This is a genomic window from Mesorhizobium sp. M0587, assembly GCF_040320945.1.
Taxonomy (GTDB): domain Bacteria; phylum Pseudomonadota; class Alphaproteobacteria; order Rhizobiales; family Rhizobiaceae; genus Mesorhizobium.
Genome location: NZ_JAMYQP010000015.1, coordinates 16,209 through 30,582, shown reverse-complemented (window position 1 = coordinate 30,582; position 14,374 = coordinate 16,209). Strand labels below are relative to the sequence as shown.

Annotated in this window: 13 protein-coding genes; 4 read left to right on the top strand and 9 right to left on the bottom strand. The window is 63.8% G+C overall.

Annotation, left to right across the window (positions count from 1 at the left end; genetic code table 11):
* Positions 1–65 precede the first annotated feature (65 nt).
* The 3 genes from ehuB to ehuR form a co-directional block, all read right to left on the bottom strand.
* On the bottom strand, positions 66–917 hold the full coding sequence (gene ehuB, locus NKI49_RS15800) for an ectoine/hydroxyectoine ABC transporter substrate-binding protein EhuB (RefSeq protein WP_352603992.1): 852 nt from the start codon (positions 915–917) through the stop codon (positions 66–68).
* Positions 918–1,022: 105 nt separating this feature from the next.
* Positions 1,023–1,814, bottom strand: a complete 792-nt coding sequence (gene ehuA, locus NKI49_RS15795; RefSeq protein ID WP_352603994.1) for an ectoine/hydroxyectoine ABC transporter ATP-binding protein EhuA — start codon at positions 1,812–1,814, stop codon at positions 1,023–1,025.
* Between the two features lie 176 nt (positions 1,815–1,990).
* Positions 1,991–3,376 (bottom strand): MocR-like ectoine utilization transcription factor EhuR, encoded by a 1,386-nt coding sequence (ehuR, locus tag NKI49_RS15790; protein ID WP_352603996.1) that lies wholly within the window; start codon positions 3,374–3,376, stop codon positions 1,991–1,993.
* An 83-nt stretch (positions 3,377–3,459) separates the two neighbouring features.
* Between ehuR and NKI49_RS15785 the strand changes: the two genes are divergently transcribed.
* From NKI49_RS15785 to NKI49_RS15770, 4 genes are all read left to right on the top strand, one after another.
* Entirely contained in the window at positions 3,460–3,951 is a 492-nt protein-coding gene (locus tag NKI49_RS15785; protein ID WP_352604040.1) for an Lrp/AsnC family transcriptional regulator, read from the top strand.
* Positions 3,952–4,081: 130 nt separating this feature from the next.
* Positions 4,082–5,575: an NAD-dependent succinate-semialdehyde dehydrogenase gene (locus NKI49_RS15780; RefSeq protein ID WP_352603998.1), complete on the top strand. Its 1,494-nt coding sequence runs from the start codon at positions 4,082–4,084 to the stop codon at positions 5,573–5,575.
* Between the two features lie 29 nt (positions 5,576–5,604).
* On the top strand, positions 5,605–6,984 hold the full coding sequence (locus NKI49_RS15775) for an aspartate aminotransferase family protein (RefSeq protein ID WP_352604000.1): 1,380 nt from the start codon (positions 5,605–5,607) through the stop codon (positions 6,982–6,984).
* A 169-nt stretch (positions 6,985–7,153) separates the two neighbouring features.
* Positions 7,154–8,254, top strand: a complete 1,101-nt coding sequence (locus tag NKI49_RS15770; protein WP_352604002.1) for an alcohol dehydrogenase family protein — start codon at positions 7,154–7,156, stop codon at positions 8,252–8,254.
* 16 nt (positions 8,255–8,270) lie between these two features.
* Here NKI49_RS15770 and NKI49_RS15765 read toward each other — a convergent pair whose 3' ends face one another.
* The 6 genes from NKI49_RS15765 to hisD all read right to left on the bottom strand — a co-directional run bounded on the left by NKI49_RS15765 (position 8,271) and on the right by hisD (position 14,305).
* Complete coding sequence (locus tag NKI49_RS15765) at positions 8,271–9,053, bottom strand: ABC transporter ATP-binding protein (RefSeq protein WP_352604004.1); 783 nt, start codon at positions 9,051–9,053, stop codon at positions 8,271–8,273.
* A 10-nt stretch (positions 9,054–9,063) separates the two neighbouring features.
* Positions 9,064–9,831 carry an ABC transporter permease gene (locus tag NKI49_RS15760; protein ID WP_502899545.1) on the bottom strand — a complete coding sequence of 256 codons (768 nt, stop codon included), beginning with the start codon at positions 9,829–9,831 and terminating at the stop codon, positions 9,064–9,066.
* A 112-nt stretch (positions 9,832–9,943) separates the two neighbouring features.
* A complete protein-coding gene (locus NKI49_RS15755) occupies positions 9,944–10,951 on the bottom strand; it encodes an ABC transporter substrate-binding protein (protein WP_502899546.1) in 1,008 nt (335 codons plus the stop codon).
* Between the two features lie 226 nt (positions 10,952–11,177).
* Positions 11,178–11,909, bottom strand: a complete 732-nt coding sequence (gene hutC / locus NKI49_RS15750) for a histidine utilization transcriptional repressor HutC (protein ID WP_352604044.1) — start codon at positions 11,907–11,909, stop codon at positions 11,178–11,180.
* Positions 11,910–11,941: 32 nt separating this feature from the next.
* A complete protein-coding gene (locus NKI49_RS15745; RefSeq protein ID WP_352604008.1) occupies positions 11,942–12,967 on the bottom strand; it encodes a zinc-dependent alcohol dehydrogenase in 1,026 nt (341 codons plus the stop codon).
* 15 nt (positions 12,968–12,982) lie between these two features.
* Positions 12,983–14,305 carry a histidinol dehydrogenase gene (gene hisD, locus NKI49_RS15740; protein ID WP_352604010.1) on the bottom strand — a complete coding sequence of 441 codons (1,323 nt, stop codon included), beginning with the start codon at positions 14,303–14,305 and terminating at the stop codon, positions 12,983–12,985.
* Between the last annotated feature and the right edge of the window lie 69 nt (positions 14,306–14,374).

Genomic DNA, 14,374 nt, shown 5'->3' with positions numbered 1-14,374 from the left:
AAAGGTTTCCAACGTTCGCTCTTGGGGTCCTTCTCCCCGTTCGCGGGGAGAAGGAAGAAGGCGCCTTATTTCGCGGAGCAGAGTTTGTCGCGCGTCGTCGACATCGCCGCCGCGGCCGAGAAGCCGTAGGGCTCGATGATCTTGGCGAACTCGCCCGACTTCTTCATCTTGGCCAGCTCGACGTCGTAGGCGTCGCGCAGCGCCTCGTCGCCCTTGTTGAAGGCGGCGCCATCGCAATAGACCGGCGCGCCCTGTACCGGAGCGATGACTTCGAGGTTCGGATCGTTGGCCTTCTTGATGAGGTCGTTGATCGACAGGACCGGCAGCGAATAGGCATCGATGCGGCCGTCCTGCACCATCTTCAGGCCGCTCTGGCCATCGGGCACGACGATGACGCGCTCGCGCGGAACACCGGCATTGAGCGCCAGCTTCTCCTCAGTGCCGCCACCGGGCGCGCCGATCGTGGCATTGGCGTCCTTGGCGACATCCTCGTAGCTCTTGAAGCCCTTCGGATTGCCCTTCTTCACCAGCATCGCCTCGGCATCGCACAGCACCGGTTCGGAATAGGCAACCGCCGCACAGCGCTCCGGCTTCATGAACAGGCCGGCGGTGACGACGTCGAAGCGGCCGGCCTTCAGGCCGGGGATCATCGCGCCATATTCGGAAATCGAGGCGACAACGTCGGCGACGCCGAGCCGCTTGAATATCTCGCGCGCCACATCAGGCGCCGCGCCCGAGACCTTGCCGTCGGCAGCGACCGCCGTATAGGGCGGCTCGTTGGCGATGGCGAGGCGGGCGAAGCCTTGCGACTTGAGCTGCTCGAGCTTGCTGTCGTCGGCCGAACCGGCGGTCGAGACGGCCAGCACCGCCGTCAGTGCAAGGCCGGCGACACCGGCCAGAATGCCAAACTTCTTCATTGTTCCCAACTCCTTGTTTCTTGTCTTGGTTTTGTAGCTGGGCGGCTTCACCGCCCATTTCCGGCTCGATTGCAGGACGGCTTGACCGTCCTCTGGGCATAGCAGTCAGACGCGATGTCCGGCCGCGATGATCTTCTTCAGGAAGCCTTGCGTGCGCTCCTGCTTAGGATTGCGGAAAATCTCGTCGGGCTTGCCTTCCTCGACGATCCTGCCGCGGTCGAAGAACAGCACCCGGTCGGCGAAGTCGTGGGCAAAACCCATCTCATGGGTGACCAGCAGCATGGTCATGTCGGTTTCGGCACAGAGTCGCCACAACACGCTGAGCACCTCCTCGACCAGTTCCGGATCGAGCGCCGATGTCACTTCATCGAACAGCATGATCTTCGGCTGCAAGGCGAGCGCGCGGGCGATCGCCACGCGCTGCTTCTGGCCGCCGGACAGTTGCGCCGGCATCGCCTTGGCCTTGTCGGCCATGCCCACCATGTCGAGCAGTTCCATCGCCCGCTTCTCGGCGGCGGCGCGCGGCATGCCCTTGGTCAGCATCGGCGCAAGCGTGACATTGTCGATGACGCTCTTGTGTGGAAAGAGGTTGAAGAGCTGGAAGACCATGCCGATCTTCTGGCGCATCCGGGCCAGATGACGCTCGTCGGCCGGCAGCAGTTGGCCGTTGCGCTCCATGTGGTAGAGCTGCTCGCCGTCGATCTGGATATGGCCGCCGTCGATGCGCTCCAGCGTCATCAGGATGCGCAGGATCGTCGTCTTGCCGGAGCCGGACGGGCCAATCAGCGCCAGCTTCTCGCGCGGCATGACCTGCATCGACAGGCCGTCCAGCACCTTGAAACTGCCGAAGCTCTTCGTGATGCCGTCGATCTTGATGATGGGCGCGGTTGCGGACAAATGAATTTCCCCGGCTGGAGAAGCCTGTGTCTTAACGATGCGGAACGCGCCAAATCATGTCAATTGGGAAAATAATATCATGACAATATTTCCCATTCCGCACAATTTCGGAGCAACGCCGCTGACTTTTGTGCATGCGTCGTCTCAAGAGCGCCGCGCGCTTTTGGGCTTCGTGCTCAGATCGCCAGCAGGAGATGCTCCGGGTCGCCAAGCAAAAGCTTTGTCACAACGCCGAGGCCGGCGCGCAGTTCCCCCTCGGTGGTCGAACCCAGCGAAATGCGCACCGCCGGACGCCACGGCGCATCCGAGATCCGGAAGGAAGTGCCCGGTGCGATCGCCACGCCCTGCAGGCGGGCCTGGGCGACAAAGCTCTCCTCGGCGCGGTCCGCGGGCAGCTGCAGCCAGACATGCAGCCCGTCGCGCCGGGCGCGGTAGTCGACCCCGGCCAGCACCTCCGCCGCGATATCCAGTCGCCGCCGCAATGCCGTGCGCTGCCAGCGGACGAGCTCCATCGCCGTACCGTCGGCCACCCATTTCGTGGCAATCTCGGCCACCAGCGGCGTCGCCATCCAGTTCGAGACCAGATGCCTGTTGGCAACGGCGGCGACATAGCGGTCGGGCGCCGCGAGATAGCCGATGCGCAGACCGGGAACCACGATCTTGGTGAAAGAGGTGACGTAGAGCGTGCGCTCCGGCGCGAAGGCGGCAACCGGCGGCGGCCGGTGCTCGACAAGAGGGCCCAGCACATCGTTCTCGATGATGGCGATGTCATGCTTGCGGGCGACGGCCGCGATCTGTTCGCGGCGCGCTGCGTCCATAAGCGTTGCCGTCGGGTTGATCACCGAGGGCTGCACGAAGACGGCGCGGATGTCGGAAAGCCGGCAAGCCTCGTCCAGCGCCTCGGGGATCAGACCGTTGTCGTCGATCGGCAGGCCTTCGAGGTTGAAGCCGAGATAGCGCGCCAGCGGCACCAGTGTGTGGTGGCCGATTGCTTCCGTCGCCACGGTCGAGCCCGGCGGCGCCACACTCATCAGCGCCACCGTCATCCCTGCCGTGGCGCCATTGGTCAGGCTGATGTTCTGCGCTGAAATATCCAGCCCGCATAGTTTCAGCCATTCGACCGCCACCGCGCGGTGGCGCGGAAACACCATGTTGGGCCGGAACGACAGCGCCGAGCTCGACGGCAGGTTTTCGGACAGCCAGCCCAGCGCCTGTTTCATCAGCTCCAGATGCATCGGCTCGCAGACCGGCTTCAGGATCGACAGGTCGATGACTTCGCCCAGCCGCTCCGGCAGATAGGGCGGCTCGGGCTCACGGCGCTGCGTCTGAACGAAGCTGCCACGGCCGATTTCGCCCGAGATCAGGCCGCGGCGGATCAGCTCCTCATAGGCGCGGCTGACCGTCTGCACCGAAAGCTTGAGGTCGTCGGCCAGCCGGCGATGCGTCGGCAGCCGCGTGCCGTTGGCAAGGCGACCGTCATGGATGGCGCGCGCGAACTGGTCGGCCAGCGATTGATAGGCAGGCCGCCGGATAAGCGCGGGATCGGGACGCCACAATGTCATGACTTATTAGAGATCGAAATCAGTGCAATTGACAATCGAAATAATGCGCCGTCATGGTGCCGTGAACGAAAAAGTGGATGCCGATGACAGCCGCGAAACTCGACGGGATCGACCTCAAAATCCTCGACGCCATCCAGCGCGACGGGCGCATCACCAAGCTGGCGCTGGCCGAAAAGGTGGGCCTGTCGCCGACGCCCTGCTGGATGCGGCTGCGTAAGCTGGAAAAGGCCGGCATCGTCTCGGGCTATCATGCCAGGATCGCCATGCGCGTCGTCGCACCGGTCGCCACCGTGCTGATGGAAGTGACGCTGGCCAGCCACCGCCAGGCCGACTTCGACCGTTTCGAACGCGCCATCCGCGACATCCCCGAGATCGTCGCCTGCTGGTCGGTGGGCGGCGGCGTCGACTACGTGTTGAAGGTCATGGCGCGCGACATCGACGCCTATCAGCGGTTGGTCGACGGACTGCTCGAGCGCGAGATCGGCATCGACCGCTACTTCACCTACATCGTCACCAAGACGGTGAAGGACGAGATTGCTCTTCCCGTCGCCGACCTGTTGCCGGCCTCGACATGAGGTCGGAGAGATCGTCCGCCAGTGTGGCATAATAGAGAGATTCTCTCTACGGACGAGCGTCCAAACAGCCTCTCTGTCTGCGCAGGACGGATAGTCTTTCCGTATCAGTCCGAACCGGGAGGCCTCGACCATGTCCGCGCATTTCGCCCGCTCGCATCGCCATGAAGCGCTCGATTGCCTTGCCGACCGCCGGCTGCTGCGCGAGCTTGCCTATGTCGACGGGCACTGGACGGCGAGTGAGGCGGCCGAAAGTTTCGAGGTCACCGATCCGGCTACCGGCACCACCGTCGCCTTTGTTGCCGCGCTCGATGCGCGCCAGACGACAAATGCAATCGATGCCGCCGCGCGCGCCTTTCCGGCCTGGCGGGCTGCCTTGCCGCAGGAGCGCGCAAGAATTCTGCGAAAATGGTTCGAGCTGATCATCGCCGCGAAAGACGACCTCGCTCTGCTGATGACTTTAGAGCAAGGCAAGCCGCTGAAGGAGTCGCTGGGCGAGATCGACTACGCCGCCTCCTTCATCGAATGGTATGCGGAAGAAGCAAAACGCCTCAACGCGGAGAGCGTCACCAGCCATCTGCCGAACGCCGAAATGATGGTGCGGCGCGAGCCGCTGGGTGTCGTCGGCGTCGTGACGCCCTGGAATTTTCCTTCGGCCATGCTGACCCGCAAGGCCGCCGCAGCACTTGCCGCCGGCTGCACGATCGTCGCGCATCCTTCTTCGGAAACACCATTGTCGGCGCTGGCGCTTGCCGAACTCGGCGAACGCGCCGGCCTGCCGGCTGGGGTCTTCAACGTGATCACCGGCAAGGCCGCGACCATTGTCGGGCGGATGTGCGAGGATCCGCGCGTCCGCGCCATGAGCTTCACGGGCTCGACCGAGATCGGCAGGCTGATTGCCGCACAGAGCGCGCCGACGATGAAGCGGCTGGTGATGGAGCTTGGCGGCCACGCGCCGTTGATCATCTTTGCCGACGCCGATCTCGACAGGGCCGTGAGCATTGCAATCGACGCCAAATTCGCCACTTCGGGCCAGGACTGCCTCGCCGCCAACCGCATCTATGTCCAGCGTCCGGTCTATGATCGCTTCTGCGCCGCCTTCGCCAGGCGCATCGAGGCGCTGCGGACCGGCAACGGCCTTGCCGACGAAACGGACATCGGGCCATTGATGCATGAACGCGCCGTCAAGAAGGTCGAGGAGCAGGTTGCGGACGCGACCGCTCATGGTGCTCGCTGTCTCACCGGCGGCAGGCGGCATCGGGCCGGACCGTTGTTCTTCCAGCCGACGCTACTGGCCGACGTTTCCGACGAAGCGCTTATCATGCGCGAGGAGACCTTCGGTCCGGTCGCGGCGGTGACGCCTTTCGACAGCGAGGACGAGGTGATCGCCCGCGCCAACGCCACCGAATACGGCCTCGTCGCCTATGTCGTGACCGAGAACGGCGCCCGCCAGCAGCGTATGGGCCGCGCACTCGACTACGGCATGGTCGCCATCAACCGCGTCAAGATCACGGGCGCGCCGATCCCCTTCGGCGGCGTCAAGCAGTCCGGCATCGGCCGGGAAGGCTCGCGCCATGGGCTCGAAGCCTTCACCGATCTCAAGTATCTCTGCCTGGATGTGGCCTAACCCACCCGGACCTTTCAAGGAGTCAAAAAATGCTCGACCAGTCCAACGAACTCGCCGCCTGGGATCGCGACCACTTCTTCCATCCCTCGACCCATATGGGCACGCATGCGCGCGGTGAGAGCCCGACGCGCATCATGGCTGGCGGTGAAGGCGTCACCGTCTGGGACAACAATGGCAAGAAGAGCATCGACGCCTTCGCCGGCCTCTATTGCGTCAATGTCGGCTATGGTCGCCAGAAGATCGCCGACGCCATCGCCACCCAGGCGAAGAACCTCGCTTATTACCACGCCTATGTCGGCCATGGCACCGAGGCTTCGATCACGCTTTCCAAGATGATCATCGACCGCGCGCCGAAAGGCATGTCGAGGGTCTATTTCGGCCTTTCGGGTTCGGATGCCAACGAAACCAACATCAAGCTGATCTGGTACTACAACAACGTGCTCGGCCGTCCGGAGAAGAAGAAGATCATCTCGCGCTGGCGCGGTTATCACGGCTCGGGCGTGATGACCGGTTCGCTTACCGGCCTCGACCTCTTCCATAATGCGTTCGACCTGCCGCGCGCGCCGATCCTGCACACCGAGGCGCCCTATTATTTCCGCCGCGCCGACCGCTCGATGAGCGAGGAGCAGTTCTCGCAACATTGCGCCGACAAGCTCGAAGAGATGATCCTTGCCGAAGGGCCGGAGACGGTCGCCGCCTTCATCGGCGAGCCGATCCTCGGCACCGGCGGCATTGTGCCGCCGCCGGCCGGCTATTGGGAAAAGATTCAGGCGGTGCTGAAGAGATATGACGTGCTTCTGGTCGCCGACGAAGTGGTGACGGGCTTCGGCCGGCTTGGCACGATGTTCGGCTCCGACCATTACGGCATCAAGCCGGACCTGATCACTATCGCCAAGGGCTTGACCTCGGCCTATGCGCCGCTGTCGGGCGTCATCGTCGCCGACAAGATGTGGCAGGTGCTGGTGCAGGGATCCGACAAGCTCGGTTCGCTCGGCCATGGCTGGACCTATTCGGCGCATCCGATCTGCGTTGCCGCTGGCGTCGCCAATCTCGAACTGATCGACGAGATGGACCTGGTGACAAATGCCCGGGAAACCGGCGCCTATTTCCGCGCCGAATTGACCAACGCGGTCGGCGGCCACAAAAATGTCGGCGAGGTCCGTGGCGACGGCATGCTGGCGGCGGTCGAGTTCGTCGCCGACAGGGACGACCGGGTGTTCTTCGACGCCTCGCAGAAGGTCGGACCGCAGGTGGCGACGGCACTTGCAGCCAGCGGTGTCATCGGCCGGGCCATGCCGCAGGGCGATATCCTCGGTTTCGCGCCGCCGCTCTGCCTGACCCGCGAAGAAGCCGACATCGTGGTGGCGAAGACCGCCGATGCCGTGAAGAGCGTGTTTGCCAATCTCTGATTGTCGATGATCGGCGCTGCCCCTCATCCGCCCGCCGGCACCTTCTCCCCGTGAACGACGGGGAGAAGGAAGATAGCCGCAGCGCTGGCGTTCCCCTCTCCCCGTCGTTCACGGGGAGAGGGTGAGGGTGAGGGGCAGCGCAAACCTGCAACTTCTGGAAGCCACATTGATGACCTCTCATCCCTCCCTCCCCGCCACCATGGCCGCCGTGCTGCTCACCGGGCACGGCGGACCTGAAAAACTGGTCTACCGCACCGATGTGAAGGTGCCGGCCCCCGCCCCTGGCGAAGTGCTGGTCAAGGTCACCGCTTGCGGCATGAACAACACCGATGTCTGGGTACGCCAGGGCGCTTACGGCACTGAGGAAGATGCCGCGGCGGTGTCGACCTGGCGCCGCCAGGGCAACACGCTGAGCTTCCCGCGCATCCAGGGCACCGACACGGTCGGCAGCATCGTTGCCGTCGGGGCCGGCGTTTCGCCGGATCGCATCGGCGAACGGGTGATGGTCGATTTCTCCATCTACAACCGCGACGACGATTCCCTCGCAGACATCGATTACATGGGCCACGGCCGCGATGGTGGTTACGCCGAGTTCCAGACGGTGCCGGCCGAGAACGCGCATGTCGTCGACACTGACTTGAGCGACGTCGAGCTCGCCACCTTCTGCTGTGCCTATCTCACCGGCGAACAGATGCTGGAACGCGCTCGCCTCAAGGCGGGCGAGCGCGTGCTGGTCACCGGCGCCTCGGGCGGTGTCGGTTCCGGCATCGTCCAACTGGCGCGGGCGCGCGGTGCCATTCCCTATGCCGTTGTCGGCAAGGGCAAGGAACAGGCGGTACTCGACATCGGCGCCGAGGCTGTCATCACTCGTAGCGTCGCCGACCTGCCGCACGCCGTGGCCGAAGCGACCGGCGGCCAGCCCATCGACGTGGTGGCCGACCTGGTCGGCGGTGCGATTTTCAACGACCTGTTGCGCATCCTTCGCCCCGAGGGCCGCTACACCACCGCCGGCGCGATCGCCGGACCGGTTGTGCAACTCGATCTCCGGACCATGTATCTGAAGCAGCTGCAGCTGCATGGCTCGAGCCAAGGCACGCGGGCGGATTTCCGCCGCATCGTGCGCTATATCGAGGAGAGGAAGATCCGGCCGCTGGTCGGCGGCGTCTACAGGCTCTCCGATTTCCACCGCGCCCAGGCGGACTTCATCGCCAAGGATTTTGTCGGCAAGCTGGTGGTGGTGCCCGACGCCGTCGCGGAGCGCCCGGCCTAGGCGGCCGCAGCAATCGCTACGCCATTTCGGGACGTCTTGACGCCTCGCGGATCGCCTTGTGCACGCCGCGCTGCAAATCCATGAAAGCCGGACTTTCCATGACCTCCTCGCGGCGCGGACGCTCGATGTCGACTTTGAAGGTCTGCGTGAAGCGGCCCGGGCCGATCCCCATGACGACGATACGGTCCGACAGGTAGACGGCCTCTTCGACGTCATGCGTGACAAACAACACGGTGAGCCTGTGTTCCTCCCAAATCTGGGTCAGGAGTTCCTGCATCTGATGCCGGGTCAACGCATCGAGCGCGCCAAAGGGCTCGTCCATCAAGAGCATCTTGGGCCGATAGGAAAGCGCACGCGCGATGGCGACGCGCTGTTTCATGCCACCCGAGAGTTCGGCCGGGTAGCGGTCGGCGCTACCCGACAGCTTGACGAGGTCGAGATGCTCGAGCGCGATCTTGCGGCAGGTCGAGCGGTCGTAGCCCGCGGCCTTGAGGGCAAACTCGATGTTCTGTCGCGCGGTCAGCCAGGGAAGCAGCGTGTAGGACTGGAAGACGACGCCACGGTCGAGCCCCGGCCGCAGGATCGGCGCGCCGTCGATGCTGAGATCGCCGGCGTCGAAGTCCTGCAATCCGGCCACGATCGACAACAGCGTGCTCTTGCCGCAACCCGACGTGCCGACCAGGGAGACAAATTCGTTGTCGGCAAGATCGAGGTTGATGTCGCGCAGCACTTCGGTGCGCCGCTCGCCCGTGCCGAAGCTCTTGTGCAGACCCGCGATCCGCAATTTGGGGGCGTTCATCGGCCGGTCCTCATTGCGAGTGGCCTTCCTGCCGGAAGAGCACCTTTTCCAGTGCCTTCATGACCTGGTCGGTGATGAGACCAAGCACGCCCAGGAGCAGGATGTAGCCGATGATGGTGTTCGTCTGGAAATAGCGCTGCGAAACGGTGATGCGATAGCCGAGACCCGATGTCGCCGCGACGAGTTCGGCCAGCACCAGCCACGTCCACGCCCAGCCGAGGCTGATGCGCAGCGTATCCCAGATGCCCGGCAAGGCGCTGGGAACGACGATGCGCGTCAGGATCTTGCGGTCCGGCAGGCCGAGGGTTCGGCCCAGGCCGATGAAATCGGCGGGAACCCGTTTCACGTTGTCCATGATCATCAGCACCTGCTGGAAGAAGGTGCCGATGAAGATGATCAGGAATTTCTGCGAATCGCCGGTGCCGGCCCACAGAATGGAGAGCGGCACGAAAGCGACGACCGGCATGTAGCGGATGAAATCCACCAGCGGCTCGATGGCCGCTTCCCACGACCGGAAACTGCCGATGAGCACGCCGATCGGTATGGCCAGCGCCGAGGCGAGCAGGAAGCCGATGGAGATACGGTAGATCGAGGTTTTGAGGTCCAGCCACAAGGTGCCGTCAGCCGCGAGCTTGGCGATCTGGGTGGCAACGCTGCCCGGCGACGGCAGGAAGATGGGTTTCACCCATCCCAGTCCGGTCGCCGCCCACCACGCAAGGCCAAGCCCGACAAAGACCGCCACCGCGATCATCAGGAAGCGGGACCTGGGGATGGGCACGCCGATCCCGGAGGATCGGCGGCGCGTCGCCTGTTTCGGGCCAGGCCCTGGTGCGAAGGTTTTCGCGGAAGGCTCCCCGGGCATCTGCGTTACCAACGCGATCCGGCCTTCGTCATTGCGCCGCCTTGACGAAAGACGGATCGATCATCTGCTCCGGCGTCACATCGGCCTGGAGCAGCTTGGCATTCTTGGCCGCCGCTTCCACGTCGGCGAATGTCTTGGTGGTAAAATCGCCGGTAAGCGCCGTCTTGTTCTCGGCGAGAGAGTAGTAACGCACGCCATCGAAGGCGGCGTTGAGGTCCTTGACGTCCGAACCGACGGCCTTGGCGATGATGGCGCGGCCACCTGGCGTATCGGCATTGTAATCCTTGAGCGCGGCGTCCCAGCTCTTGATCATGGCCAGCACCTGGCCGGGCCGCGACTTGATCACCTCGTCGCGCACCACCAGCACGTCGCTGATCAGGCCGGGATCCTCGCCGGCGGTGAAGAGCAGCTTGATGTCCTTGTTCTGCGCCATGGCGACAGTGAGGTAAGGTTCGTAGGTGACGGCGACCGGCACCTGGCCCGCGATCAAGGCGCTGCCGGCATCGGCAGCCGGCATCGGAACCGGCTTCACATCGTCGATCGACATGCCGTTCCTGGCAAGCGCGTATTTGAGCAGGATGTCGCTCGTCGTGCCTTCCTCGAAGGCGACCTCCTTGCCTTTGAGGTCCTTGATCGAGGTGATGTCCTTGCCGGCGATCATGGCGTCGGCGGTCATGCTGACGTCGAGCAGCAGAACGATCTTCACGGGCAGGCCGGCCGCGACCATGCCCATCGCCGTGTGGGTGGCGATGTTGGCGGCGTCGAGCTGGCCGCTTGCCAAGGCGGCGTTGATATCCTTGTCCTCGGCGAAATTGACGATCTGGACATCCGACAGGCCGTTCGCCTTGAACAGGGCCTTGGCGTCGGCGACATGCCATTGGCCATATCCGAGCCAGGGCTCGATGCCGATCTTGAACGTGCCTGCTTCCGGAGTGGTGGGAATGGCCGCATCGGCCGCGTGGGCTGCCGGGGCGGCTGCGAGCCCGACAGTGGCAGCCATCACAAACGCGCGAAATTGTGCTGTTAGGTTAGGCATCATCTTTGTTCCCCTTGATGATCAGACCGCTTTTTTCAACCTGGCATCCGGTCTGGTGAGATTGCGGGTTTCCGCTCTCGCGGCACTGTGCCTCGGCGTCTTACCTGCCACTCCATGGTGAAGTGCAAGGATATTTCAACGTCAGCTGGAGCGTATGTCAAGGCTGAAATACATACATGCATATACAAGTTGGAAAGACTCCATTTTCCGCATTAATCCCCTGCCGTCAGATGGATCTCGACGGGGAATAGCGGCTGCCTAGCGAGTAGCGGCTTCCGGCATAAGTCAGCTTGCTGATCGTCGCCACGACCGCGCCCGTCCAGGTGCGACGGTGCAGAAGCAGGCAGCAGCTACCGACTTCGATGCCCAAATGCCGGGCGGTCTCCTTGTCGGCCGGTATCGCGGAAATGATATGCTCGACCTCGGTCACCGGCGTCTTCTGCATGAGGTAGTCATAGGTTGCCGTCTTGGTGAAGTCCTGCTTGTCATAGTCGGGGATCAGGCTCGGATTGACGAAGCGCTCTTCCAGTTGCACCGGCAGGTCGTTCTCGAAATTGACGACGACGGAGTGATAGATCGAGACGCGCTTTGCAAACTCGAACGAAAGCGCCAGCTCCTTCGTCGGCATGATCGTTTCGAGAACGAGAACCTCGGAGCGATGCCTGTTGCCCCGTTCGACGATCTCTGCCGCGATGTTGTTGATCTCGATCAGCGTCGACTGCGGCCGAGGCGGCGCGATGAACGTTCCGACGCCCTGCAGCCGGATCAGAAATCCCGCGGCGGTCAACTCCCTCAAGGCCCGGTGAATCGTCATCCGCGACACGCCCAGCGAAGCCACGAACTCATTCTCGGACGGAAGCTTCCTATCCTTGCTCCACCGGCCCGTCCCGATATTGGTCAGGATGTAGTCCTTGACCTTCTCGTAAAGAGGACTGGCCGTATCGGGCAATTCGATCATCTTCAAAGTCCTTTCCGGCAAGGTATCGGAAACTAGGCATGCCCGACAGTTTGCCGCATCCGGATGATTGTCTTCAAGCCGTCGCTCTGCCCCGCCAACAACCGGTCATAGGCGGCTGGAACGTCGTCCAGGCCGATCTCGCGGTCGATCAGGGCCAGCAGCGGCTCGCTCAGTTCGCCGAGCATCCGCACGGCGTCGGGCAGTTCGTCGGCGAAGGCATGACATCCCAGCAATGCGATTTCGCGTTCGACCAGAAGATTGGGATCGATGTCGAGGCGGCCGTGGAATATGCCGACCATCGCTACCGTGCCGCCAGGATCGAGGACGCCGAGCAACTGGCCGAGTGCCGCGATGCTGCCGGTCGCCTCGACAGCCGTCAGCAACGGGGCATTGGCGGTTGCAGCGGCGATGGCATCGCGGTTCAGGTCGACGATCCTGGCACCGGTCACTCGCGCCACACGGGCGCAGCGGCCCTGGTTGCGGTCGGCGACAAGCACAGTACCTGCGAAGGTTCGGGAGAGCAGCAGAGCAGCAATGCCGCCGATCGTGCCGCAGCCGACGACCAGCACGGAGCCCGTCGTCTTCGGCAGCCGCCGCACCGCGTGCAATGCCACCGCCAGCGGCTCGGCCATTGCGGCGACCCGCTCGTCAAGCGCGGCATCGACGACATGCAGCAGCCGTGCGGGCAAGACCGCCTGCTCGGCGAAGCCGCCGTCGCAGATTTCTCCCACGAAACCCAGCGAACCGCAGAGGTGCCGTCTGCCGGCAAGGCATTGCGGACATTCTCCGCACCAGAACCGGGAATCGGCAATCACCCTGTCGCCGACGGCAACAGTATCCACGCCCTCGCCGATGGCGATCACCGTGCCGGTCAGTTCGTGGCCGGCCGTCGAGGGTGACCGGCTTATCCATTGCCCCGTCCGGTAATTATGCAGATCCGAACCGCAGATGCCGGCGGCATCGACCCTGAGCTTCACCCAGCCGGCATCCGGCGCACCCGGCATGGCGATATCCTCGACGCGCAGGTCGCCGGGTCCATAAAGTCGTGCGGCTTTCATCGCGATCGCTTCCACTCAGCCGGCGAGATAGCGATCGCGGATCTCCGAGACCGCGTTCTCATGCGAACTGAACCCTTCGTAGCGGGCGAGCCTGCGGGCATGCATCGCCAGTTCGGGATACGCGGCCGAGGTGACATAGCCGACCGAAGAGCGCTTGACGAAATCCGTCACCGAAAGCGGTCCATAGGTTCGCGCCCAGCGGCTGGTCGGCAGCACCGCATTCGGCCCGAGGACGAAGTTGGCAAGGGTCACCGGCGTATGAAGGCCCATGAGGATTTCGGCCGCCTCGGTGATGTGTCCGAGATGCGCGAACGGCTCCGTCGACAGGATCTCGAGATGTTCGGGCGCATAATCGTTGATGAAGCGGTAGCTGTCTTCCAGCGATGCGGTCAGCACGATGCCGCCGCGCTTTCCGGTCAGCACCGCGCGCGAGAACTCGACACGCTGCTCGGTCATCCGCGACCAGTGTTCCGGGATCGCCGCCAATGCGGCTTCGGCGACCTTGCGGCTGTGCGTCACCAGATAGGCCGAGGAATCCGGCCCGTGCTCGGCCTCGATCAGCAGATCGAGAGCGGCAAGGCCGCCGTCGATGCTGTCATCGGCAAAGATGATCGCTTCCGACGGGCCGGCCGGAAGACCTGTGTTGATGACCGAGGACAGGACGCTCTTTGCGGCGACCACCCAAGGGCTACCGGGGCCGACGATCTTGAGCGCAGGCTTCACCGTTTCGGTGCCGTAGGCGACGGCGGCGACCGCCTGGGCGCCGCCGCATTTGTACACGGTCTCGACACCGGCGAGACGCGCGGCGACCAGCGTCGCCGCATCCACCGAACCGTCCGATGTCGCCGGCGTCACGATGGCGATCTGCGGCACGCCGGCGATAACAGCCGGAACCGACGTCATCATGGTCACCGACGGAAAGGCGCCCTTGCCGCGCGGCACGTAAAGCGCGACGGACGCAATCGGCGTGTACCTGTCGCCGGCATAGGCGCCCGGCCGGACCTCCTTGAGCCACATGGTTTCGGGCTTCTGCTCCTCATGGAAGCGCCGGATGTTGTCGATGCCGAAGCTGATGCTCTCCACGACGTCTTTTTCGACCTTGTCGAACGCAGCGGCGAACTCCGCTTCCGAGACCTTCAGTTCCCCTTCGGCCACATTGGCCTTGTCGAACTCCCTGGCGAAGCGGATCAGGGCAGCGTCACCTTCCTCCCTGACCGACTGGATGATCGGGCGGACCTTTTCGACGAAGACCGACAGATCTGCCTCGGCACGCTTCAGCAGACTTGCCCGCTGGGTGGCATCGAGTGATGACAGATCGTGGAAGCTGATGTCGGACATGGGGTATTCCTTCTGTTAGGACGCAATGCGCCGGTCGGTCACATCCGCGGAGAACGCTGAGATAGAACC